A 19,503-nucleotide genomic window follows, 5' to 3' on the forward strand; every position below is an offset into this window, starting at 1 on the left:
TAGGCGGCGGGGCTATTCGACGGTGACCGACTTGGCCAGGTTGCGCGGCTGGTCCACGTCGTGGCCCTGCACCGTGGCCAGTTCGCACGCGAACAGCTGCAGCGGGATGATCGCCGCCACGGGCTGCAGGAGCGTCGAGAGCTTGGGCAGCTCGATGAACACGGCCGCCGCGGCCCGCGCCTCCTCGTCGTCGGCCTCCGCCAGCACGATCGTCTTCGCGCCGCGGGCCCGCACCTCGGCGATGTTGGACACCACCTTGTCGCGCAGCTGGTCGCGGCCCCGCGGCGGCACGACCACGAACACGGGAAGGTCCTCGCGGATGAGCGCGATCGGGCCGTGCTTGAGCTCGCCGGCGGCGAAGCCCTCGGCGTGGATGTAGGCCAGTTCCTTGAGCTTGAGGGCGCCCTCGAGCGCGACGGGGTAACCCACGTGCCGGCCGAGGAACAGCACCGACGGCTCGTTGACGAACTCGCGCGCCAGATCGAGGACCTGCTGCTGGTTGTCGAGCATGCCCTGGATGGCCTCGGGCATCCGCTCCAGTTCACGCAGCAGCGCCGCGATCTCGTCGCCGTACTTCATGCCGCGCACCTGGGCCAGGTAGAGGCCCAGCAGGTAGCAGGCCACCAGCTGCGTCGTGAAGCCCTTGGTCGACGCGACGCCGATCTCGGGGCCGGCGTGGGTGTAGATGACGGCGTCGGACTCGCGCGGGATCGTGGCCCCGTTGGTGTTGCAGATGGCGATGACCTTGGCCCCTTGTTCGCGGGCGTGGCGGATCGCCATGAGCGTGTCCGCCGTCTCACCGGACTGGGAGATGGTGACCACCAGCGTCATCGGGTCGATGATCGGGTCCCGGTAGCGGAACTCGGAGGCCACCTCGACCTCGCAGGGGATGCGGGTCCAGTGTTCGATGGCGTACTTCGCCACGAGGCCGGCGTAGAAGGCGGTGCCGCAGGCGACGATGACGATCTTGTCGATCCGGCGCAGCGTCTCGGGGCTGATCCGGATCTCGTCGAGGATGAGCTCGCCGCGCTCGTTGAGGCGGCCCAGCAGGGTGTCGGCCACCGCGCGCGGCTGCTCGAAGATCTCCTTGCGCATGTACCAGTCGTAGCCCTGCTTCTGGGCGGCTTCGAGGTCCCAGTCGACGTGGAACTCCTTGGTCTCCGCGGGGGCGCCGTCGAAGGTGGTGACCGAGACGCCGTCGCGCGTCAGCTCGACGATCTGGTCCTGGCCCAGCTCGACCGCGTCGCGGGTGTAGGCGATGAACGCCGCGACGTCCGAGGCGAGGAAGTACTCCCCCTCGCCCACCCCGACCACCAGCGGCGAGTTGCGGCGGGCCGCCACGATGCGCTCGGGGTCCTGGGCGTCGACGGCGACGAGCGTGAAGGCGCCCTCCAGGCGGCCCACCACGGTCCGCATGGCCGCGAGCAGGTCCGCGCCGCCGTCGAGTTCGCGGCGCAGCAGGTGGGCCGCCACCTCGGAGTCGGTTTCGGAGGAGAACTCGACGCCGGGCAGTTCCTCGCGCAGCTGGTCGTGGTTCTCGATGATGCCGTTGTGGACGATCGCCACCCGGTCGGCGACGTGCGGGTGCGAGTTCTGATCCGTCGGCGCCCCGTGGGTGGCCCACCGGGTGTGGCCGATGGCGACCTGCCCCGACGGGAGCGGGTTCGCCTCGATGGCCGCCTCCAGGTTGGCGATCTTGCCCGCCTTCTTGCGCCATTCGATGCGGCCCGCACTGGGCAGGGCGACGCCCGCCGAGTCGTAGCCGCGGTACTCCAAGCGACGCAGGCCGCTCAGTACGACATCGAGTCCGTCACGTTGTCCGACATATCCCACGATTCCACACACGCGGAAAACCGTACATGATGATTGCGCGTTTCTTGACATCCCCGCGCGGCGGGCTCCGGCGGAGGGCTCAGACCTTGCGGATGAGGATGGAGTCGACGGCGTGCGTCTCGTCCTTGACGAGGATGGCCGTGGCGCGGTCCCGGGTGGGGGCGATGTTGTGCCGGAGGTTGGGCCCGTTGATCTCCTCCCAGACCCGCCTGCCGAAGGCCACGGCGTCGGCCTCCGACAGCTCGGCGTAGCGCCGGAAGTAGCTGCGCTCGTCGGTGAACGCCGTGCGGCGCAGCGTCAGGAAGCGCTCGAGGAACCACTGGCGGATGTGCGCCTCGTCGGCGTCGACGAAGACCGAGAAGTCGAAGAAGTCGCTGACCGCGAGCCCCGGCCGGCCGTCCGCCTCCACACGCGCCGGCTGGAGGACGTTGAGGCCCTCCATGATGAGGATGTCGGGGCTCTCCACAGCGATGTGCTCGCCCTCGACGATGTCGTACACCATGTGGCTGTAGACGGGCGCCAGCACGCGCGGGGTGCCCGACTTCACGTCCACGACGAAGTCGAGCAGCGCCCGCCGGTTATAGGACTCCGGGAACCCCTTGCGGTGCAGGATCCCGCGACGCTCCAGCTCGGCGTTGGGGTACAGGAAGCCGTCCGTGGTGATGAGGTCGACCTTCGGATGGCCGGGGGCGCGGCGCAGGAGCTCCTGCAGGAGCCGCGACACCGTCGACTTCCCGACCGCCACCGACCCCGCCACGGCGATGACGAACGGCGTGCGCGCCACGTCGAGGCCCAGGAAGTCGTTGCTCTGGGAGTACAGCCGCCCGGTGTTGACCATGTAGAGGTGCAGCAGCTGCGTCAGCGGCCGGTAGACCTCCTCGATGTCGCGACTCGAGGTGGGGTCGCCGATGCCGCGCAGCCGGTCCAGCGTGGCCTCGTCGAGGTCGATCTGCGTGGCGTCGGCCAGCGCCGCCCAGGCGGGTCGGTCGAGCGTCACGTACGGTCCGGTCACCTGCACTCCTTCGTCGGCGTCGATCGGCCATCGTACAGGCGACGGCGTCACCGCCGCGGGGCGCCCGACGCCGCGAAGTACAGTGGCGACATGACCGACGACCGTTCCGAGAACCGCCGCGACCCGTACTCCGAGGAGTTCAAGGCCTTCATCGTCAGCGACTGGGCGCCGTACCCGGACCGGCTGCCCGAGCGCCTGCCGGCCGCCCAGTACGCCGCCGAGCGCCGGCGCCGGCTCGTGGCCGAGTTCCCCGCGGCGACGCTCGTCCTGCCGGCGGGCCCGCTGAAGACCCGCTCCAACGACACCGACTACCGCTTCCGGCCGCACAGCGCCTTCGCGTACTACACCGGCCTCGGCGAGGACCGCGAGCCTGACGCCGTGCTGGTCGTCCGGGACGACGACGCCACGCTGTTCTTCCGCCCGCGCGCCCCCCGCACCGACCGCGAGTTCTACGCCGACGCGCGCTACGGGGAGATGTGGGTCGGTCAGCGCGACTCCCTCGAGGAGATGTCGGCCGCCACAGGCCTGACCTGCCGAGACATCCGCGAACTCGACGCGGCCCTCCGCGAGTCCGGCGGCCCCTTCGGGGTGATCCGCGGGGCCGATCCCGCCGTCACGGCCCAGGTCGACGCGGCGCGGGTGGCGCACCCGGCCGGGGTCGACGGGGACCCGCACACCGACGTCGACGCCGAACTGGAGCGCGCGGCCTCCGAGGCGCGGTTCGTGAAGGACGAGTTCGAGATCGCGGAGCTCGAGCGGGCCTGTGCGGCCACGGCCGTCGGCTTCGAGGCGGTGGCGCGCGAGCTGCCCCGTGCGGTCGAACTGGGTCGCGGCGAACGCTGGGTCGAGGGCGTCTTCGGCCTGCACGCCCGGCACCTGGGCAACGCGGTGGGCTACGACACCATCGCGGCGGGCGGCGACCACGCCAACACGCTGCACTGGATCCGCAACGACGGCGCCCTCAGCGACGGAGACCTGCTGCTGCTGGACGCCGGCGTGGAGGTCGACTCGCTCTACACCGCCGACGTGACGCGCACGCTGCCGGTCGGCGGCCGGTTCAGCACCGCGCAGCGCCGCGTCTACGACGCCGTGCTCGCCGCGCAGACCGCCGGCATCGCCGCGTGCCGCGACGGAGCCCTGTTCGCCGACGTGCACAAGGCCGCCGTGACGGTGCTGGCCGAGTTCTTCGCCGAGCTGGGGATCCTGCCGGTGACGCCGGAGGTGTCACTGTCGGTCGACGGCGGGCAGCACCGCCGCTGGATGGTGCACGGCACCAGCCATCACCTCGGCCTCGACGTGCACGACTGCGCGCAGGCCCGGGCGGAGAACTACCGGCTCGGGACGCTGCGCGCGGGCATGGTCATCACGGTGGAGCCGGGCATCTACTTCAAGTCGACCGACCTGCTGGTCCCCGAGGAGTACCGCGGCATCGGGGTGCGCATCGAGGACGACATCCTCATCACCGACGGCGACCCCGTCAACCTCTCGGCCGCGCTCCCGCGGGACGCGGACGACGTCGAGAGGTGGATGGCCGGGCTGCGGGGCTGAGGCCCCGCGGCCCGCGCCGGGTCAGTCCGCGGACTCAGAGACGACCTTCGAGGTCTGCCCGCGCGTGAACAGGCCGCGGATGATCCGCGCCACGTCCGCCGGCCGGCAGACCGTCACCTGGTGGGCCGCCTCGGGCACGACGTGCAGCTCGCCGCGCTGCACGGTCTCGGCCACCAGCTCGACGTTCGCGATGGGCGTCGAGGTGTCGCGCTCGCCGGCCACCATGACGACGGGCAGGGTGATGTAGGGCAGGTCGTCGCGCACGTCGTGCGCGGCGAGCGCCCGACACAGCTGTGCGTAGGAGTGGTCGTCGGCCACCGACAGGCCCTCCATGATGACGTCGACGACGGCCGGCTGCTGCGCCCGGAACATCGGCGTGAACCAGCGCTTGGTGGTCTCCTCGACCAGCTGCTGCGTGCCGGTGGCCTCGACCTGGTCGGCGCGCTCGAGCCAGCGGGCGGGCTCGCCGACCGTCGCGGCGGACGCCACGACCACGACGCCGGAGAACTCGTCGGCGTGGTCGCGGGCCAGGTGCAGCGCGGTGGCGCCGGAGATGGACAGCCCCGCGAAGTAGACGGGCAGGTCGGCGCCGAGATCCGCGCGGACCTCGGCTGCCACGCGGGCGATCCCGGCCGCGACGGCGTCCAGCGTCGGCTCGTCGGCATCGTCCCAGACGGCCCCCAGGCCGGTGCCGGGCAGGTCGACGAACACCACCCGCGCGTCGTCGATGAGCTCGGCTGCCACCCGCGTCCACTGGTGGGCCGCGTTCCCGCCCAGGCTGGGGCCGACGAGCAGCACCCGCTCGGCGGGGGTGTCCGGGTTGTAGTACGTCCAGTTCAGATCCATCGTGAACTCCTCAGGGCGACACGGGTGTTGAGGAAGAACCTACCGGAGGGCCTCAGGCCTTGAGCCCCAAGGCCTGGACAACGGAGGCCAGGCCCTACCGGGCCTCCTGGCGGAGGAAGTCGTTGGGGCGGTACCCGAAGACGTGGTTGGGGTGCGCGTAGCGCACGTCCCAGTACGTGGCGGTGGCGGCGTCGCTCACTCGAACATCGCGGCGCGCGCGCCGGGGCGCTCGGCGAGCATGTCGCGGGCCTGCTGGGCGACCTTGTGCTCGGCCAGCACCTCGTAGCGAGTCGCGACCGTGACCCGCGCCGAATTGAAGTCCCGCTTTCCGCCGGTGAGCGCGTGCGCCAACATGCGGGCCAGGATGCCGAACGCCACGCCCATGGCCAGGCCGACGTACAGCATCGCGAAGGTGCCGTTGCCGCTGAACAGCATGAGCATGACGCCGACGAACAGGCCGGTGGTGAGGCCGGACAGCGCGCCTTCCGCCAGCACGGTGGCCCACGTGCGCCGGCCGGTGACGCGTTCCAGGAGCTTGAGGTTGGTCCCGACGATGAGCAGGTTCTCCACGGGGAACTTCTGGTCCGCCAGGTAGTCCACCGCCGACTGCGCCTCCTCGTAGGTGACGAACTCGGCGACGTGCTGCGGGTAGTTCAACTGCATGAGTCGGCTGCTCATTGGCTCGGTCATCAGGTCCTCCGTATGCGTGCCAGGGTGGCTTTCGCCAAGCTTACGCCCGCCTCGTCGACCATTTCGTCGTTGAGCATGACCGCCCCGACGCGCTCGTCGGCGGCCCTGGCGGCCACGGCCACCATCGCCTCGGCCCGCGCGACGGTCTCGTCGTCGGGCGTGAAGATCTCGGTCCCCGCCGCCACCTGGGCCGGGTGCAGCACCCACTTGCCGTCATAGCCGAGCGCCGCCGCGCGCTTGGCAGCGGCGCGGAACCCCTCCTCGTCGCGGACGGCGACGTACGGCCCGTCGACCGCCTGCAGCCCGCGGGCGCGCGCCGCCACGAGGATGCGGCCGTACACGTGGTGCAGCGCGTCCCCGGGATAGCCGTCGACGAGGCCGCCGACCTGCAGGGAGGGCATGCCCAGGGCCGCCATCATGTCCCCCGGGCCAAGGTGCAGCGCCTCCAGCCGCGGGCTCGACGCCGCGATGGCGTCGGCGCGGACCAGTGCGCCGGCGTCCTCGATGAGGGCCTCGATGCCGATGCGGCCGACCTCGAGCCCGGCGGCCCGCTCGAGCTGCGTGAGGAGCAGGTCGAGCGCCTCCACATGGCCCGGTCCCTCGACCTTGGGCAGCAGCACGGTGTCCAGAAGCTCCCCGGCCCCGGTCACCAGGTCGATCACGTCCCGGTGCGTCCACACGGTGGCCCAGCCGTTGACGCGCACCGACACCGTCGGCGCCGTCCAGCCCCCGGCGCGGAGCGCCGCGACGGCGCGGGCGCGGGCGTCGTCCTTGGCCGCCGCCGCGACACCGTCCTCAAGGTCGAGGAACACCTGGTCGACGGCCAGGCGACGCGACTTGTCGATGAACCGGTCGCTGGACGCCGGCACCGACAGCACGGTGCGACGGCCGCGGGCGGGTCGGTGGGTCATGGCGGCGGGTCCTTGCGGTTAGATTTGCCCTATGGTCGCCAAAGATACGCAGGTTTTCGTCTCGCGGGTCATCGGCCTTCCCATCGTCGACGCCGCCGGCGACCAGGTCGGCCGCGTCAAGGACGTCGTGTGCTACCTGCGCAGCGACGGCCGCGCCCCGCGCGTCAAGGGCCTCGTGGCCGAGTTGTTCGCGCGGGCGCGCATCTTCGTGCCCATGATCCGGGTCCACGACATCACGCCGAACCAGGTCGCGATCACGGGCCAGGTCGACGCCCGGCGGTTCCAGCGGCGCGAGGCCGAGATGCTGGTCGCCGCCGACCTGTTCGACCGGCCGTTGGAGCGCGCGCGGCCCACCCGCATCCTCGACGTGTCCATGCACATGGTCCGCAACCGGGAGTGGGAGCTGGACTCCGTGGCGCTGCGCTCGTCTGGGGGCGCCGGGCGCTTCGGGTTCGGCAGCCGCAGTGCGCCGCAGATCGTGTCCTGGCGCGAGATCCCGGGGCTCATCCTGTCCACCGGCCGGACCGCCGCTAACCTCATCGCCGAGTTCTCGGAGATGAAGCCCGCCGACGTCGCCAAGGAGCTGCACGACCTGGAGCCCGAGTCGCTGGCGGCCGTCGTCGAGGCCCTCGACGACGAGACGCTGGCCGAGGCGATCGAGGAGCTGCCCGAGGACGAGCAGATCGACATCATCTCCGCGCTGGACACCGAGCGCGCGGCCGACGTGCTCGCCGAGATGGACCCCGACGACGCCGCCGACCTCATCCGGGACCTGCCCTCCGACGTGGCCGAGGAACTCCTGCAGCGCATGGAGCCCGAGGAGTCCGCCGACGTGCGGCGCCTGCTGGTCTACGAGGAGTACACCGCGGGCGGCATGATGACCCCCGAACCGATCGTCGTCGACACCGACGCCACGGTCGCGCAGGCCCTCGCGCTGGCGCGGGAGGAGTCCCTGACCCCGGCGCTCGCCTCCATGGTGTTCGTGACGCGCCCGCCGTTGGAGACCCCCACGGGCCGCTATGTGGGCGCCGCCCACCTGCAACGCCTGCTACGCGAGCCGCCGACGACGCTGGTGGCCACGCTTCTCGACCGCGACCTCGAACCCATGTCGCCCGCCGACCCGCTGACGCAGGTGAGCCGGTTCTTCGCCACCTACAACCTGGTCGTGGCGCCCGTCGTCAACGAGGACGGGCACCTGCTGGGCGCGGTGACCGTCGACGACGTGCTCGACCACATGCTGCCCGACGACTGGCGCGGCGAGCAGATGGACGAGGTGGAGGCCACCGACCTCGGCAACGCCGAGGTGAGCCATGGCTGAGCGCAACCCGCTGTCGCAGCCGGGGACGCGCGGCTGGCTGCCGCGCGTGTCGGTGGACTCCGAGACCTTCGGCGTGTTCGCCGAGAGCTTCGCCCGGTTCATGGGCACCGCGAAGTTCCTCGTCTACATGACGGTCTTCGTCATCGTGTGGGTGACGATCAACCTCATCGGGCTGTTCGGGCTGCGGTGGGACCCCTACCCGTTCATCCTGCTCAACCTGTTCTTCTCCACGCAGGCGTCCTACTCGGCGCCCCTCATCCTGCTGGCGCAGAACCGCCAGGAGGTGCGCGACAAGCTGAGCCTGGACGAGGACCGTCGCATCGCGGCGCAGTCCCGGGCGGACATGGACTTCCTGGCCCGCGAGATCGCGTCGATCCGCATGAACCTCGGCGAGCTCGCGACCCGCGACTTCGTCCGCGGCGAGCTGCGCACCGAGCTGCGGGAGCTGGCCGAACGGCTGGAGCGCACCGCCGAGCAGAGGGACGAGTCCTGACCGATGACAACTGATCGGATCCGCTGGTTCGGGATCGTGCGACTGGTGGGCCAGCTGGCGATCGCCGCGCTCGGAGCCGTGTCGCTGTGGCGCATCGCGGGCGGATGGTGGGTGGGCGCGGCCAGCGCGGCCCTCCTGGTGGCCGTGGTCGCGGCCCTGTGGTTCCGGCTGCTGGCCCCAGGATCCCCCGCCCGGCTGCGCTACCGCGAGCGGCTGGCGCTGTCCCTGGTGCTGGGCACCGCCGTCGTCATCCTGGGCAGCCTCGCCGGCCTCTGGCTGCCGTCGATCGTGGCGACCAGCGTGGCCCTGCTGGGCGACGCACTCGACGAGCGCTCGCGCTGACCCCCGTCTATACCCCTGGGTGGGTATCCGTAGACTTGCCTCGACGCCCGTCGCCGCGTAGTAAGGACATCGTGACCGAACATCCGCTCCTGCCCCACATCCGTGCCGCCCTCCACCAGGTGGAGGACCCAGAGATCCGCCGCCCCATCACCGACCTCGGCATGGTCGACGACCTCGCGGTGACCGACGACGGGGCGGTGCGGGTGCGCGTGCTGCTCACCGTCGCCGGCTGCCCCATGCGCTCCGAGATCACCACCCGCGTCACCACGGCCGTGTCCGCGGTCGAGGGCGTCAGCTCCGTCGCCGTCGACCTCGGGGTGATGGACGACGAGCAGCGCGAGGCGATGCGCACGATGCTGCGCGGCGGACAGGCGCAGCGGGTCATCCCGTTCGCGCAGCCGGGTAACCTCACCCGCGTACTGGCCATCGCGTCCGGCAAGGGCGGCGTCGGGAAGTCGTCCGTGACCGTCAACCTCGCGCTGGCCCTGGCGGCACAGGGGCGCTCCGTCGGCATCCTCGACGCCGACATCTACGGCCACTCCATCCCGGATCTGCTGGGCCTGGGCGACGCCCGCCCCACCGTCGTCGACGACATGATCATGCCGGTGCCCGCCGTCGGGGGCCTTCGCGTCATCTCGATCGGTATGCTCAAGCCCTCGCGGGACCAGGTCGTCGCCTGGCGCGGCCCCATCCTGGACCGCGCCCTCACCCAGCTGCTCGCAGACGTGTACTGGGGCGACCTCGACTACCTGCTGCTCGACCTCCCCCCGGGCACGGGTGACGTCGCGATGTCGCTGGGACAGAAGATCCCGACCTCCGAGGTCATCGTCGTGACGACCCCCCAGACGGCGGCGTCCGAGGTGGCGGAGCGCGCCGGCACCATGGCGCACATCATGGAGCAGCGCGTCCTCGGTGTGGTGGAGAACATGAGCTGGCTGGAGACCACCTGCCCGCACTGCAGCGAGACGCACCGCCTGGAGCTGTTCGGGTCGGGCGGCGGCACGGTCGTCGCGGAGGCACTGACCGACCGCCTCGTCTACGAGGTGCCGCTACTGGCCCAGATCCCCTTCGACGAGACGCTGCTCGCGGGCGGAGACACCGGCCGGCCCATCGTCCAGACGCATCCGGAGCATCCGGCGGCCCAGGCGATGGTCGCGCTCGCGGGCGAGGTCGCGGCGCGGCGGCGGGGGCTCGTCGGGACCAGGCTCCCGCTCAACACCTGAGCGGTTCGGCGTCAGGTCGCCTCCGGGTCGAACGGGGAGGCGGCCACCGGCGCGGGCAGCTCCAGGTGTGCGGCCGCGATGACCGTGTCTGCCTGGGCGCCCGCGTCGTGCACGGTGTCGGTGACGGTGCGGCGCGCCTCGTCGAGTTCGCGGCGGGCCTCGTCGATCGCGGCGACCTCCTCGCGCATGTGCTTGGCGATGAACGTCTTGGGATGCAGGTCGCGCAGCTCCAGGTCCGCGTACTCGGGGCCCAGCTCGCCCCGCAGGGTGGTCTTGGCGTTGTTCGCCACGTCCCGGAGATACACGAACACGCGCGCCGCCTTGCGCGAGTACTCGGGCAGCCGCTCAGGTCCGAACATGACGACGCCCAGCACGAGGATGATGACCAGGTCTACCGCGTCGATGCCGAACACAGGGCCTAGGGTAGCGCGTCGGCCGCGGCTCACTCCCCGCCGAGGAGGCGGACCAGGCCGGCGGCGACGCGGTCGCGGAGCGTGAGGACGCACGGCTCCTCGCCCGGCAGTTCCTCCCGGATCGCCGCCATCAGCTCCGGGGATCCGTTGGTCGTCACCGAGATCACGGCGGGACCCGACTGCCAGACGTTGACGGCCGGTAGGCCGGCGGACTGGTCAGCCTGCGACGTGACGTCGTCGCCGAGCACGCCGTCGGTCCACCCGACGACGGCCGTCTGGAAGCCGTCGGAGTAGACGAGGTTCATGGAGGTGGCCCCACGGCGCTCGGTGGACGAGTAGGCGACCATCGGCAGACCGGCCAGGGTCAGGGGGCAGCTGGCGGGTCCGACGCACCACCCCTCGGTCTGGCTCGCGCTGGCGGGCTGGACCGAGATGAGCTGCGTGAGGCCGTCGTCGTGGAACTCCGCGCTGCCGAGGGTCAGCTGCGTGTAGCCGGCCGCGAGGCTCACGGCGCCGCCGCTGTCGTAGCGCTCGGCCCACAGCACGAGGTGCGCGACGGCGTCGATCCACCAGCTGGCGACGGCGCGGCCGTCGTCGGTGGCGACGAGTCGCACGGCGGCGCGGCCCGCCACCTGCTCGGGCAGGGTGCCGAGCGAGAACCGCCACCCGTCGGGCGCGTCCACGGGGGTTGCGCCGAACTGGGGCAGGAAGCTGGAACTGAAGCGGTCACCGCGCGCGTCCATGACCTCCAGCTGGGCACCCTCCCCCCGCACCTTGGTGGTGCGGACGTCGGCGGTCCGGTAGCGGCCCTCCCCGTCGGAGATCCACACGCGCTGGACGCCGCTCAGGGTGAGGTCGGCGGCGGTGGCGGTCCGCAGCAGTGCTGCGGCTTCCTCGGGCGTCAGCCGCGTCCCCGCGCCGGGCGCGGCCCGGCGCGCGTAGGAGGTGGGTTCGCCCAGATCGGCGCCGCGCTCGTGCGCGAGGAGGACGGCCCCGACCGCCTCCGTGCTACTGATGGCGGCGGTGGACATCGAGTACTGCTCGCGGGCGGCCTTGACGGGATCCGCCAGGCGGACGGGATCCGGTGCGACGAGGACGGCGAGCATGACGGCCGACAGCATCACGGCGAGGAGCGCGGCTCCGGACTGGGCCGCGAGCCGCACCCGGCGCCGCCGGGTCGAGGGCAGGTCTCCGGGGCCGGAGGCCATGTAGAGGGGGGCGGCGGAGTGTTCCCCGGCGATGGATTCGAGGCGGGCCGTCAGCGTCTCCGGCGCGACCGAGCGGCTGCAGAGGCTGAGCGTGCTGCAGACGCGGCTGATCTCGGCGACCTCATCGCGGCAGCTACGGCATCCGGCCAGGTGGTAGCTGACCTGTTCCCAGCGCCGGGGCGGCAGGGTCCCGTCGGCGAACGCCGAGAGGTCTGGTCGGATGCGGTCGCAGCGGCTCACGGCGGATCAGGACACTCCGAGGTACCTGGTGCGGCCGTCGGTCGGTGCGCGGTGGGCGAGGGCGTCGCGGAGGGCCGCGCGGCCGCGCGCGATCCGGCTGCGGACAGTGCCCAGCTTGACGTCGAGGACCTTCGCGATCTCCTCGTAGCTCATGCCCTCGATGTCGCACAGGACCACCGCGACGCGCTGTTCCGGGTTCAGGGAGCGGAGGGCGGCGGCGACATCCGCGTCGAGTTCAGCGTCGTCGTGGAGCTCGTCCGGGCCGCTGGCGGAACCCCACACATGGTCCGGGGCGGCGCTGAGCGCGTCCATGCGGATGCGCTGCCGGCGGCGGGCCTGGTCGAGGAAGAGGTTGGTCGTGATGCGGTGCAGCCAGCCCTCGAGCGTGCCGGGCTGGAACGTGTGGATGGAGCGGAACACTCGCACGAAGACGTCCTGTGTGAGGTCCTCCGCGTCGTGCTGATTGCCCGTCAGGCGGTAGGCGAGGCGGTACACCTGCGCCGAGTGGTCGCGCACCAGCTCCTGCCAGGTGGGCGCGGTCCAGCCGGGCTCCTGAACGGCCTTCGCCGATCGAGTGCCTCCGAACATGCCTCGCCTCTCCATGAACCCAGCCTGACAGCCGAACCTGTGCCGCACCTGTGAAGGTACCCGCGGCCTCTAGAGTTAAACGCCCGGAGGGCCGGGTTTGTTCCCGTCAGGCGTGGAAGCCGAGGTTCTCCAGCAGGGTGGCGTAGCGCGTCACGACCTCCGGGTCCGGGACCCCCATGGGCGCCCGGCACGGGCCGGCGTCGAAACCGCGCTCGGCCAGGACCGCCTTGACCATCATGCAACCCTGGGTGGCGAAGATGCCCTGGAAGGCCGGCAGCGCCTCCCGGTTCGCCTCGACCGCCTCCTCCACCCGGCCCGCCAGGTAGAGGTCGATGATCCGGCGCGCGGCGGCCGCGGTGAAGTGCGACGAGGTCCCGACGACGCCCACCCCGCCCACGCTCAGCAGCGGGAGCAGGAAGGCGTCGTCCCCCGCGTAGTAGGCCAGGTTGGTGCGCGCCAACACGACCGCGCTCGACACGATGCTGCCCTTGGCGTCCTTGACGGCCCGGATGCGGGGATGCGCGTCGAGCCGGATGAGCATGTCCTCGGGGATGGCGATGCCCGCGCGGTGCGGGATGTCGTAGAGCATCACCGGGAGGTCAGTGGCGTCCGCGACCGCGACGAAGTGGTCCTCCAGGGCGTCGGCCGGCGGGCGCGAGTAGTACGGGGTGACGACGAGCAGCCCGTCGACGCCGACGTCCGCCGCCTGGCGCGCCAGCTCGATCGAGTGCCGCGTGGAGAAGGTACCGACACCGGCCACGACGCTGGCCCGGTCCCCCACCGCGGTGACGACGGCGTCGAGCACCCGCTGCTTCTCGAGGTCCGTGGTGGTGGGCGACTCACCGGTGGTGCCGTTGACGACGAGACCGTCGTTGCCGAGGTCGTCGACCAGATGCGCCGCGAGGCGCGCGACCTGCGCGTAGTCCACCTCCGAGCCGTCCGCCGTGAACGGGGTGACCATCGCCGTCAGGACGCGCCCGAAGACCGGCTGCATGTCGTCGTCTGTCATGCGCGTCATCTTAACCGCGAACCGGCGGGCGGGTCCGGGGTCGGGTCTCGCGGCCACGCGCCACACGCGCCTGACCACTCGCTAGGCTGGCGGCGTGAACACGCCTGGAAATCACCTCGAGCCCCCCACCGCCGACAGCTGGGCCTTCGCCGAGGACCACGCGCCGACGAGCGAGCACGTCGCCGCCGCGCGCGACGAAGCCACGCTCGCCGGCCTCAGCACCATCACGCCCGGGGTCGCCGCCACCCTGACCGCGCTCACGCGTGCCGTCGGGGCGCGCGCCGTCGTCGAGGTGGGCACGCTCATGGGCGCCTCCGGCCTCGCCTTCCTGGAGGGCATGGGGCACGACGGCGTGCTGACGTCGATCGACGTCGAGGCCGATAACCAGCTCCCCGCCCGGCGGTACTTCGTCGCGGCCGGCATCCCGTCGTCGCGGTTCCGCCTCATCGCCGGGTCCCCGATCGAGATCATGCCCAAGCTGCGCGATGCCGCCTACGACATCGTGTTCATCAACGGCGACAAGCTCGAGTACGTCGAGTACGTCGCGGGCGCCCTGCGCCTGCTGCGTCCCGGCGGGCTGCTCCTGGTCCACGACGTCCTCTGGTACAACCGGGTCGCCGACGAGGCGGACGAGTCCGACGAGGCGATCATCATCCGCGAGGCGCTCGACGCCGTCGCCACGACGGAGGCCTACACGCGCGCGCTGCTGCCGGTGGGCAACGGGCTGCTCCTGGCTGTCAAGAACTGACTCACCGACGCGAATCGGCCCCCTCCCCCGCGACGGGTGAGGGGGCCGATGTCGTAGGGGTCCGCTGTCAGTCCCGGACCACCTCCACGTTCTTGCCCACGACCGTGATGCCGCCCTCGGACACGACGAACCCGCGGGCCCGGTCATGCTCGTGGTCCACGCCGATCTGCACTCCGTCGGGCACGACGACGTACTTGTCGAGGATCGCCCGGCGCACGACGGCGTTCTTGCCGATCTTCACCGAGTCCATCAGGACCGAGTCGGAAACCTGCGCCCACTTGTCCACGTGTACGTTGGGGCTCAGCACGGTGCGGTCGACCTCGCCGCCGGAGATGATGCAGCCGGCCGTGACGATCGAGTCCTCGGCCCGGCCCCGGATGACGAACTTCGCGCCCGGCGCCTGGACCTGGTCGGTCCAGATGGGCCACTCGTCGTTGTACAGGTTGAACTCCGGCTCCACGTTGACGAGGTCCATGTGGGCCTCGTGGAACGCGTCGATGGTCCCCACGTCCCGCCAGTAGTTGACGTCCTTCTCGGTCGCGCCCGGCACGACGTTGTCCTTGAAGTCGTAGACCTGCGACTGCCCCTGCTCGGTGAACCACGGGATGATGTCGCCGCCCATGTCGTGGCGCGCCGTCGGGTCCTCGGCGTCGGCGCGCAGCGCCTCGACGAGAGCCTTGCTCGAGAACACGTAGTTGCCCATGGAGGCGAACGACTCGTCGGGCGAGTCCGGCAGGCCCGGCGGATCGGCGGGCTTCTCCAGGAAGCTCTTGATCTTCTTGTCGGCCGCGGCGTCGATGATGCCGAAGGCCGACGCCTCGCTGCGCGGCACGCGGATCCCGGCGACGGTGGCGCCCAGCCCGGAGTCGATGTGGGCGTCGATCATGTGCTCGATGTCCATCCGGTAGATGTTGTCGGCCCCGAAGACGACGATGTAGTCGGGGTCGGCGTCGCGGATGAGGTTGAGCGACTGGTAGATCGCGTCGGCGCTGCCCTGGTACCAGCGCGGCCCGAGGCGCTGCTGGGCCGGCACGGGGGCGACGTAGTTGCCCAGCATGGTGGAGAAGCGCCACGTCTTGGAGATGTGCCGGTCGAGCGAGTGCGACTTGTACTGGGTCAGGACGGCGATCTGCCGCAGGTTGGAGTTCGCGAGGTTCGACAGGACGAAGTCGATGAGGCGATAGGTTCCGCCGAAGGGGACAGCCGGCTTAGCCCGGTCCGCCGTCAGCGGCATCAGCCGCTTTCCCTCACCCCCGGCCAGGACGATGGACAAGATCTTGGGACGTGCAGCCATGGCCCGAACCTATTGCCAAACGGACCACCCCCACAAGGAATTCCCGCAAATGACCGGCCCGTGGGCAGCCATGGTGTGGAACGATGCGGGCATGACCATGAAGCTGTCGCTGTTGACCCGTGAATATCCCCCGACGATCTACGGCGGCGCCGGTGTCCACGTGGCCCAGCTGGTGCCCCAGCTGCGCAAGCTCATCGATGTCGAGGTCCACTGCATGGGCGAGCCGCGCGACGGCGCCACCGCGCATGCCGAGGACTTCCCCCCGGGCGCCAACGCCGCCCTGCGGGTCCTGGGCGCGGACCTCTCCATGGCGGCAGCCGTGGCCGACGACGCCGACATCCTGCACTCGCACACCTGGTACGCCAACATGGGCGGGCACCTGGCCGGCCTCATGCGGGACATCCCGCACGTCGTGACGGCGCACTCTCTGGAGCCGCACCGCCCCTGGAAGGCCGAACAGCTCGCCGGCGGCTACCGGGTCTCCTCCTGGGCCGAGAAGACGGCCTACGAGGCCGCCGACGCCGTCATCTCCGTCAGCGCCGGCATGCGCCGCGACGTGCTCGACAGCTATCCCGCCCTGGACCCCGACAAGGTGCACGTGGTGCGCAACGGCATCGATACCGACGAGTTCCGGCCCGATCACGGCACCGACGTCCTCACTGGGCTCGGGGTGGACCCCGAGCAGCCCTCGGTGGTGTTCGTCGGACGCATCACGCGCCAGAAGGGGCTCGTGCACCTGGTCCGCGCGGCCGCCGAGTTCGATCCGGACACGCAGGTCGTCCTCCTCGCGGGGGCCCCGGACACGCCGGAGATCGCCGCGGAGTTCGACGCCGCCTTCTCCGCGCTGCAGGCTCAGCGCTCCGCCCCCGTGGTCTGGGTCGCGGAGATGCTCCCGCGCGCCTCGGTGCGCCAGGTCCTCACGCACGCCACGGTGTTCGCCTGCCCGTCCATCTACGAGCCGCTGGGGATCGTCAACCTGGAGGCCATGGCGTGCGAGACGCCCGTGGTCGCCAGCGCCGTCGGAGGCATCCCCGAGGTCGTGGTCGACGGCGAGACGGGCCTGCTGGTTGCGTACGACCCCGCGCGCGCCGGGGACCGCGAGTTCGTCGCGGGGTTCGAGTCGGACTTCGCCGCGAAGGTGAACCGCGTCACGCGCGACCGGGACCTGGCGGAGCGCTTCGGCCGGGCGGGGCGGCAGCGCTGCATCGACGAGTTCTCCTGGGAGAAGATCGCGCGCGAGACGGTGGCCGTCTACGAGGCCGCCATCGGCGCCCGGGGCTGAGACGCGACAGGGCCGCCCCAGCGGGGCGGCCCTGTGCGCACGGAGTGGGGGGTGTGTCAGCCGACGACGTCCTTGAGCGCGTTGAGCAGATCGGTGGCCTCGGTGGCGTTCATCTCGACGACGAGGCGGCCGCCTCCGTCGACGGGGACGCGCATGACGATGCCGCGACCCTCCTTCGTGACCTCCATCGGACCGTCACCCGTGCGGGGCTTCATCGCTGCCATCTGCCACTCTCATTCTCGCTCGTCGAACTGTGGACGAGGTCTATTATTCCGCATCGCACCAAGCAAGGTTCGTTCACCCAGGAAACTTTGTGTCGTCGGGGGGCGGCGTGTCCGCGGGGGGCGGCGCCGCCGTGGGGCGCTCGTAGTCGACGCGCAGCAGCACCTCGTCGACGACCTGCATGTCGTAGCCGCCCCGCACCACGTCGAAAACAGTCTCGGCCGCCGGGGGCGCGGTCCCGTCGACGACACGCGCCAGGTAGTGGTCCACCTGGGCGCGGTCGTATCCGGTGCCGGCCGTGGGGAGTCGGGCCTCCGCGAGGAACTGCGCGGTCACCGGGCCGGCGGGGATCCGCCCCTTGGGGCGATCCGTCACGGCGTCGGGGGGCATCTGGCCGAGGCGACCCAGTCCCGCGAAGGCCGCCAGCCCCAGCACCACGATCGCGACGACGACGGCGAGGATCCACACGGCGGTCAGCCCGGGATCTCGCCGGGCCGGCCCATGGCGTCGAGGGCCTCCTCGACGTCGTCGGTGACGGTGACGAGGCTGAGGTCGGAGCGGGCGATGAAGCCGTGCTCGGCCATGGTGTCGCGGACCCACTCCATGAGCGGCGCCCAGTGCGCGCGCCCGAACAGGACCATGGGGAAGTTCTTGACCTTCCCCGTCTGGATGAGGGTCAGCGCCTCGAAAAGCTCATCCAGGGTGCCGAAGCCGCCGGGCATGGTGATGAAGCCCTGGCTGTACTTGAGGAACATGGTCTTGCGGGCGAAGAAGTACCGGAAGTTGACCCCCAGCGAGATGAACTCGTTCATCCCCTGCTCGTTGGGCAGCTCGATGCCCAGCCCGACCGAGGTGCCCTCGGCCTCGAAGGCGCCGCGGTTGGCGGCCTCCATGATGCCCGGCCCCCCGCCGGTGATCACCGCGAAACCACGGTGCACCAGGCCGCGGCCGAGCTCCACGGCCGCCTGGTACATCGGGTGATCGGTCGAGGTCCGCGCAGATCCGAAGACGCTGACCGCGGGCGGCAGCTCCTTGAGCGCGTCGAAGCCCTCGACGAACTCCGACTGGATCCGCAGGACCCGCCACGGGTCGAGGTGGCTCCACGGCTGCCCGGTGTGCTGGAGGAGCGCCTCGTCAGCCATGGGTTGGCGGGTGCGCTCACCGCCGCCCAGGACGACGGCGCCGGCGCGGCGCAACTGGTCGCTCATCGGGGATCTCCTTCGGTGCTGAGCCATCGCCTGAGCCCGGCGGCACAGGCGTCGAGGTCCGCGACGGGGCAGAACTCGTCGTCGCGGTGGGCCATGGACGGGTCGGCCGGGCCGTAGTTGACGGCCGGGATGCCGAGCTCGCTGAACCGCGCGACGTCGGTCCAGCCGTACTTGGGGGAGGCGGGCTCGCCGATGGCTGCGACGAACTCCCGCGCGGCCGGCCGGTCGAGGCCCGGGCGTGCTGCGGGCGACGCGTCCGCGACGGTGAACTCGACTCCCGCGAACCAGCCGCGCAGCCGGCTGAGGGCCTCGTCGACGCTCTTGTCCGGCGCGAAGCGGTAGTTGATCTGCACGGTCGCCGAGGGCGGGATGACGTTGCCCGCCATGCCGCCGGTGATGGCGACGGCGTTGAGGCCCTCGCGGTAGGTGAGCCCCTCGACCTCGATCTCCTCGGGCTCGTAGGCGGCAAGGCGCGCGAGCACCGGTGCCAGGTCGTGGATGGCGTTGTGGCCCATCCAGGCTCGGGCGCTGTGGGCCGCGACGCCGCGGGTGGTCACGTCGATGCGGATGGTCCCCTGGCAGCCGCCCTCGATGCGCGCCCCGGTGGGCTCCATGAGCACGGCGAAGTCCGCGGCGACCAGGTCCGGACGGTTGCGGGCGAGCCGGCCGAGGCCGTTGCGGGTGGCCTCGACCTCCTCCTGGTCGTAGAAGATCCAGGTGATGTCCCGGCTGGGCGCGGTGAGTTCCCGCGCCAGGGTGAGCATGACTGCGACGCCGCCCTTCATGTCGCAGGCGCCGCGGCCCCAGACCCGCTGCCCCTCGGGGTGCTCGATGAGCCGCGACGGCAGGTTGCCGGCGACGGGCACCGTGTCCAGGTGGCCGGCGATGACGACCCGCTCGGGCCGGCCAAGCTCAGTCCGGGCGACGACACAGTCGCCGTCGCGGTGGAGCCGAAGGTGGGGCGACGAGGCCAGCCACCCCTCGACGAGATCGGCCAGCTCGCGCTCGGCACCCGAGACGGACTCGACATCCATGATCTCCTGCAGCACCGCAACCAGCTGATTCATGGTGCGAG

The 19,503-nt window shown here is 71.3% G+C and carries 21 protein-coding genes; 7 read left to right on the forward strand and 14 right to left on the reverse strand.

The genetic code is table 11. The annotated features are described in order from the left end of the window. Nucleotides 1–12 precede the first annotated feature (12 nt). Nucleotides 13–1,845: a glutamine--fructose-6-phosphate transaminase (isomerizing) gene (gene glmS / locus ACFQPD_RS11955; RefSeq protein WP_353081386.1), complete on the reverse strand. Its 1,833-nt coding sequence runs from the start codon at nt 1,843–1,845 to the stop codon at nt 13–15. Nucleotides 1,846–1,912: 67 nt separating this feature from the next. After that, nucleotides 1,913–2,896, reverse strand: coding sequence for a type I pantothenate kinase (coaA, locus tag ACFQPD_RS11960; protein ID WP_385900915.1), 984 nt, complete (start codon nt 2,894–2,896; stop codon nt 1,913–1,915). A 39-nt stretch (nt 2,897–2,935) separates the two neighbouring features. Here coaA and ACFQPD_RS11965 point away from each other — a divergent pair, with 39 nt between their 5' ends. Then, nucleotides 2,936–4,393, forward strand: a complete 1,458-nt coding sequence (locus ACFQPD_RS11965; RefSeq protein ID WP_385900916.1) for an aminopeptidase P family protein — start codon at nt 2,936–2,938, stop codon at nt 4,391–4,393. A 21-nt stretch (nt 4,394–4,414) separates the two neighbouring features. Here the strand turns inward: ACFQPD_RS11965 and ACFQPD_RS11970 are convergent, their stop codons facing one another. From ACFQPD_RS11970 to ACFQPD_RS11980, 3 genes are all read right to left on the reverse strand, one after another. Continuing rightward, nucleotides 4,415–5,239, reverse strand: a complete 825-nt coding sequence (locus ACFQPD_RS11970; protein WP_385900918.1) for an alpha/beta fold hydrolase — start codon at nt 5,237–5,239, stop codon at nt 4,415–4,417. Nucleotides 5,240–5,434: 195 nt separating this feature from the next. Then, nucleotides 5,435–5,929, reverse strand: a complete 495-nt coding sequence (locus ACFQPD_RS11975) for a general stress protein (RefSeq protein WP_385900920.1) — start codon at nt 5,927–5,929, stop codon at nt 5,435–5,437. After that, nucleotides 5,929–6,840 (reverse strand): HpcH/HpaI aldolase/citrate lyase family protein, encoded by a 912-nt coding sequence (locus tag ACFQPD_RS11980; protein WP_385900921.1) that lies wholly within the window; start codon nt 6,838–6,840, stop codon nt 5,929–5,931. The genes ACFQPD_RS11975 and ACFQPD_RS11980 overlap by 1 nt, the downstream gene beginning before the upstream one ends. Nucleotides 6,841–6,871: 31 nt before the next feature. Between ACFQPD_RS11980 and ACFQPD_RS11985 the strand changes: the two genes are divergently transcribed. The 4 genes from ACFQPD_RS11985 (at nt 6,872) to ACFQPD_RS12000 (ending at nt 10,216) form a co-directional block, all read left to right on the forward strand. After that, on the forward strand, nt 6,872–8,158 hold the full coding sequence (locus ACFQPD_RS11985) for a magnesium transporter MgtE N-terminal domain-containing protein (RefSeq protein WP_385900922.1): 1,287 nt from the start codon (nt 6,872–6,874) through the stop codon (nt 8,156–8,158). Further along, nucleotides 8,151–8,651: a DUF1003 domain-containing protein gene (locus tag ACFQPD_RS11990; RefSeq protein WP_385900923.1), complete on the forward strand. Its 501-nt coding sequence runs from the start codon at nt 8,151–8,153 to the stop codon at nt 8,649–8,651. Before ACFQPD_RS11985 ends, ACFQPD_RS11990 begins: the two co-directional genes overlap by 8 nt. 3 nt (nt 8,652–8,654) lie before the next feature. Then, complete coding sequence (locus ACFQPD_RS11995; protein WP_385900925.1) at nt 8,655–8,993, forward strand: hypothetical protein; 339 nt, start codon at nt 8,655–8,657, stop codon at nt 8,991–8,993. Between the two features lie 68 nt (nt 8,994–9,061). Continuing rightward, entirely contained in the window at nt 9,062–10,216 is a 1,155-nt protein-coding gene (locus ACFQPD_RS12000; RefSeq protein ID WP_385901079.1) for an Mrp/NBP35 family ATP-binding protein, read from the forward strand. Nucleotides 10,217–10,227: 11 nt separating this feature from the next. Here the strand turns inward: ACFQPD_RS12000 and ACFQPD_RS12005 are convergent, their stop codons facing one another. From ACFQPD_RS12005 to dapA, 4 genes are all read right to left on the reverse strand, one after another. Continuing rightward, complete coding sequence (locus ACFQPD_RS12005) at nt 10,228–10,629, reverse strand: sec-independent translocase (protein WP_385900927.1); 402 nt, start codon at nt 10,627–10,629, stop codon at nt 10,228–10,230. A gap of 29 nt (nt 10,630–10,658) precedes the next feature. Continuing rightward, on the reverse strand, nt 10,659–12,077 hold the full coding sequence (locus tag ACFQPD_RS12010; protein ID WP_385900928.1) for an anti-sigma factor family protein: 1,419 nt from the start codon (nt 12,075–12,077) through the stop codon (nt 10,659–10,661). A gap of 6 nt (nt 12,078–12,083) precedes the next feature. Then, nucleotides 12,084–12,665 (reverse strand): RNA polymerase sigma factor SigE, encoded by a 582-nt coding sequence (sigE, locus tag ACFQPD_RS12015; RefSeq protein ID WP_385900929.1) that lies wholly within the window; start codon nt 12,663–12,665, stop codon nt 12,084–12,086. Nucleotides 12,666–12,771: 106 nt separating this feature from the next. Beyond that, the gene (gene dapA / locus ACFQPD_RS12020; protein WP_385900930.1) at nt 12,772–13,674 is read right to left on the reverse strand and encodes a 4-hydroxy-tetrahydrodipicolinate synthase; all 903 of its coding nucleotides are present in this window, start codon (nt 13,672–13,674) and stop codon (nt 12,772–12,774) included. Between the two features lie 94 nt (nt 13,675–13,768). Between dapA and ACFQPD_RS12025 the strand changes: the two genes are divergently transcribed. Beyond that, a complete protein-coding gene (locus ACFQPD_RS12025) occupies nt 13,769–14,422 on the forward strand; it encodes an O-methyltransferase (protein ID WP_385900931.1) in 654 nt (217 codons plus the stop codon). A 67-nt stretch (nt 14,423–14,489) separates the two neighbouring features. Here ACFQPD_RS12025 and glgC read toward each other — a convergent pair whose 3' ends face one another. Next, the gene (gene glgC / locus ACFQPD_RS12030) at nt 14,490–15,716 is read right to left on the reverse strand and encodes a glucose-1-phosphate adenylyltransferase (RefSeq protein WP_385900932.1); all 1,227 of its coding nucleotides are present in this window, start codon (nt 15,714–15,716) and stop codon (nt 14,490–14,492) included. A 97-nt stretch (nt 15,717–15,813) separates the two neighbouring features. On the opposite strand from glgC, the gene glgA reads away from it, so the two are divergent. After that, nucleotides 15,814–16,998 carry a glycogen synthase gene (glgA, locus tag ACFQPD_RS12035; protein WP_385901080.1) on the forward strand — a complete coding sequence of 395 codons (1,185 nt, stop codon included), beginning with the start codon at nt 15,814–15,816 and terminating at the stop codon, nt 16,996–16,998. Between the two features lie 56 nt (nt 16,999–17,054). On the opposite strand, the gene ACFQPD_RS12040 is transcribed toward glgA, so the two are convergent. The 4 genes from ACFQPD_RS12040 to dapE form a co-directional block, all read right to left on the reverse strand. Beyond that, nucleotides 17,055–17,222 (reverse strand): DUF3117 domain-containing protein, encoded by a 168-nt coding sequence (locus tag ACFQPD_RS12040; RefSeq protein WP_068750687.1) that lies wholly within the window; start codon nt 17,220–17,222, stop codon nt 17,055–17,057. 73 nt (nt 17,223–17,295) lie between these two features. Continuing rightward, entirely contained in the window at nt 17,296–17,688 is a 393-nt protein-coding gene (locus ACFQPD_RS12045) for a hypothetical protein (RefSeq protein ID WP_385900934.1), read from the reverse strand. Nucleotides 17,689–17,693: 5 nt separating this feature from the next. Then, nucleotides 17,694–18,428 carry a TIGR00730 family Rossman fold protein gene (locus ACFQPD_RS12050; RefSeq protein ID WP_068750682.1) on the reverse strand — a complete coding sequence of 245 codons (735 nt, stop codon included), beginning with the start codon at nt 18,426–18,428 and terminating at the stop codon, nt 17,694–17,696. After that, entirely contained in the window at nt 18,425–19,495 is a 1,071-nt protein-coding gene (dapE, locus tag ACFQPD_RS12055; RefSeq protein ID WP_385900935.1) for a succinyl-diaminopimelate desuccinylase, read from the reverse strand. The genes ACFQPD_RS12050 and dapE overlap by 4 nt, the downstream gene beginning before the upstream one ends. Nucleotides 19,496–19,503: the final 8 nt, after the last annotated feature.

Source organism: Tessaracoccus sp. O5.2, from assembly GCF_964266725.1.
Taxonomy (GTDB): Bacteria; Actinomycetota; Actinomycetes; order Propionibacteriales; family Propionibacteriaceae; genus Arachnia; species Arachnia lapidicapta.

Excerpts from the sequence above, each read along its gene's own strand:
- ACFQPD_RS11965 (WP_385900916.1), top strand. The coding sequence starts at position 2,936 with ATGACCGACGACCGTTCCGAGAACCGCCGCGACCCGTACTCCGAGGAG.
- ACFQPD_RS11970 (WP_385900918.1), bottom strand. The coding sequence starts at position 5,239 with ATGGATCTGAACTGGACGTACTACAACCCGGACACCCCCGCCGAGCGG.
- ACFQPD_RS11975 (WP_385900920.1), bottom strand. The coding sequence starts at position 5,929 with ATGACCGAGCCAATGAGCAGCCGACTCATGCAGTTGAACTACCCGCAG.
- ACFQPD_RS11980 (WP_385900921.1), bottom strand. The coding sequence starts at position 6,840 with ATGACCCACCGACCCGCCCGCGGCCGTCGCACCGTGCTGTCGGTGCCG.
- ACFQPD_RS11985 (WP_385900922.1), top strand. The coding sequence starts at position 6,872 with ATGGTCGCCAAAGATACGCAGGTTTTCGTCTCGCGGGTCATCGGCCTT.
- ACFQPD_RS11990 (WP_385900923.1), top strand. The coding sequence starts at position 8,151 with ATGGCTGAGCGCAACCCGCTGTCGCAGCCGGGGACGCGCGGCTGGCTG.
- ACFQPD_RS11995 (WP_385900925.1), top strand. The coding sequence starts at position 8,655 with ATGACAACTGATCGGATCCGCTGGTTCGGGATCGTGCGACTGGTGGGC.
- sigE (WP_385900929.1), bottom strand. The coding sequence starts at position 12,665 with ATGTTCGGAGGCACTCGATCGGCGAAGGCCGTTCAGGAGCCCGGCTGG.
- dapA (WP_385900930.1), bottom strand. The coding sequence starts at position 13,674 with ATGACAGACGACGACATGCAGCCGGTCTTCGGGCGCGTCCTGACGGCG.
- glgC (WP_385900932.1), bottom strand. The coding sequence starts at position 15,716 with ATGGCTGCACGTCCCAAGATCTTGTCCATCGTCCTGGCCGGGGGTGAG.
- glgA (WP_385901080.1), top strand. The coding sequence starts at position 15,814 with ATGAAGCTGTCGCTGTTGACCCGTGAATATCCCCCGACGATCTACGGC.
- ACFQPD_RS12040 (WP_068750687.1), bottom strand. The coding sequence starts at position 17,222 with ATGGCAGCGATGAAGCCCCGCACGGGTGACGGTCCGATGGAGGTCACG.
- ACFQPD_RS12050 (WP_068750682.1), bottom strand. The coding sequence starts at position 18,428 with ATGAGCGACCAGTTGCGCCGCGCCGGCGCCGTCGTCCTGGGCGGCGGT.
- dapE (WP_385900935.1), bottom strand. The coding sequence starts at position 19,495 with ATGAATCAGCTGGTTGCGGTGCTGCAGGAGATCATGGATGTCGAGTCC.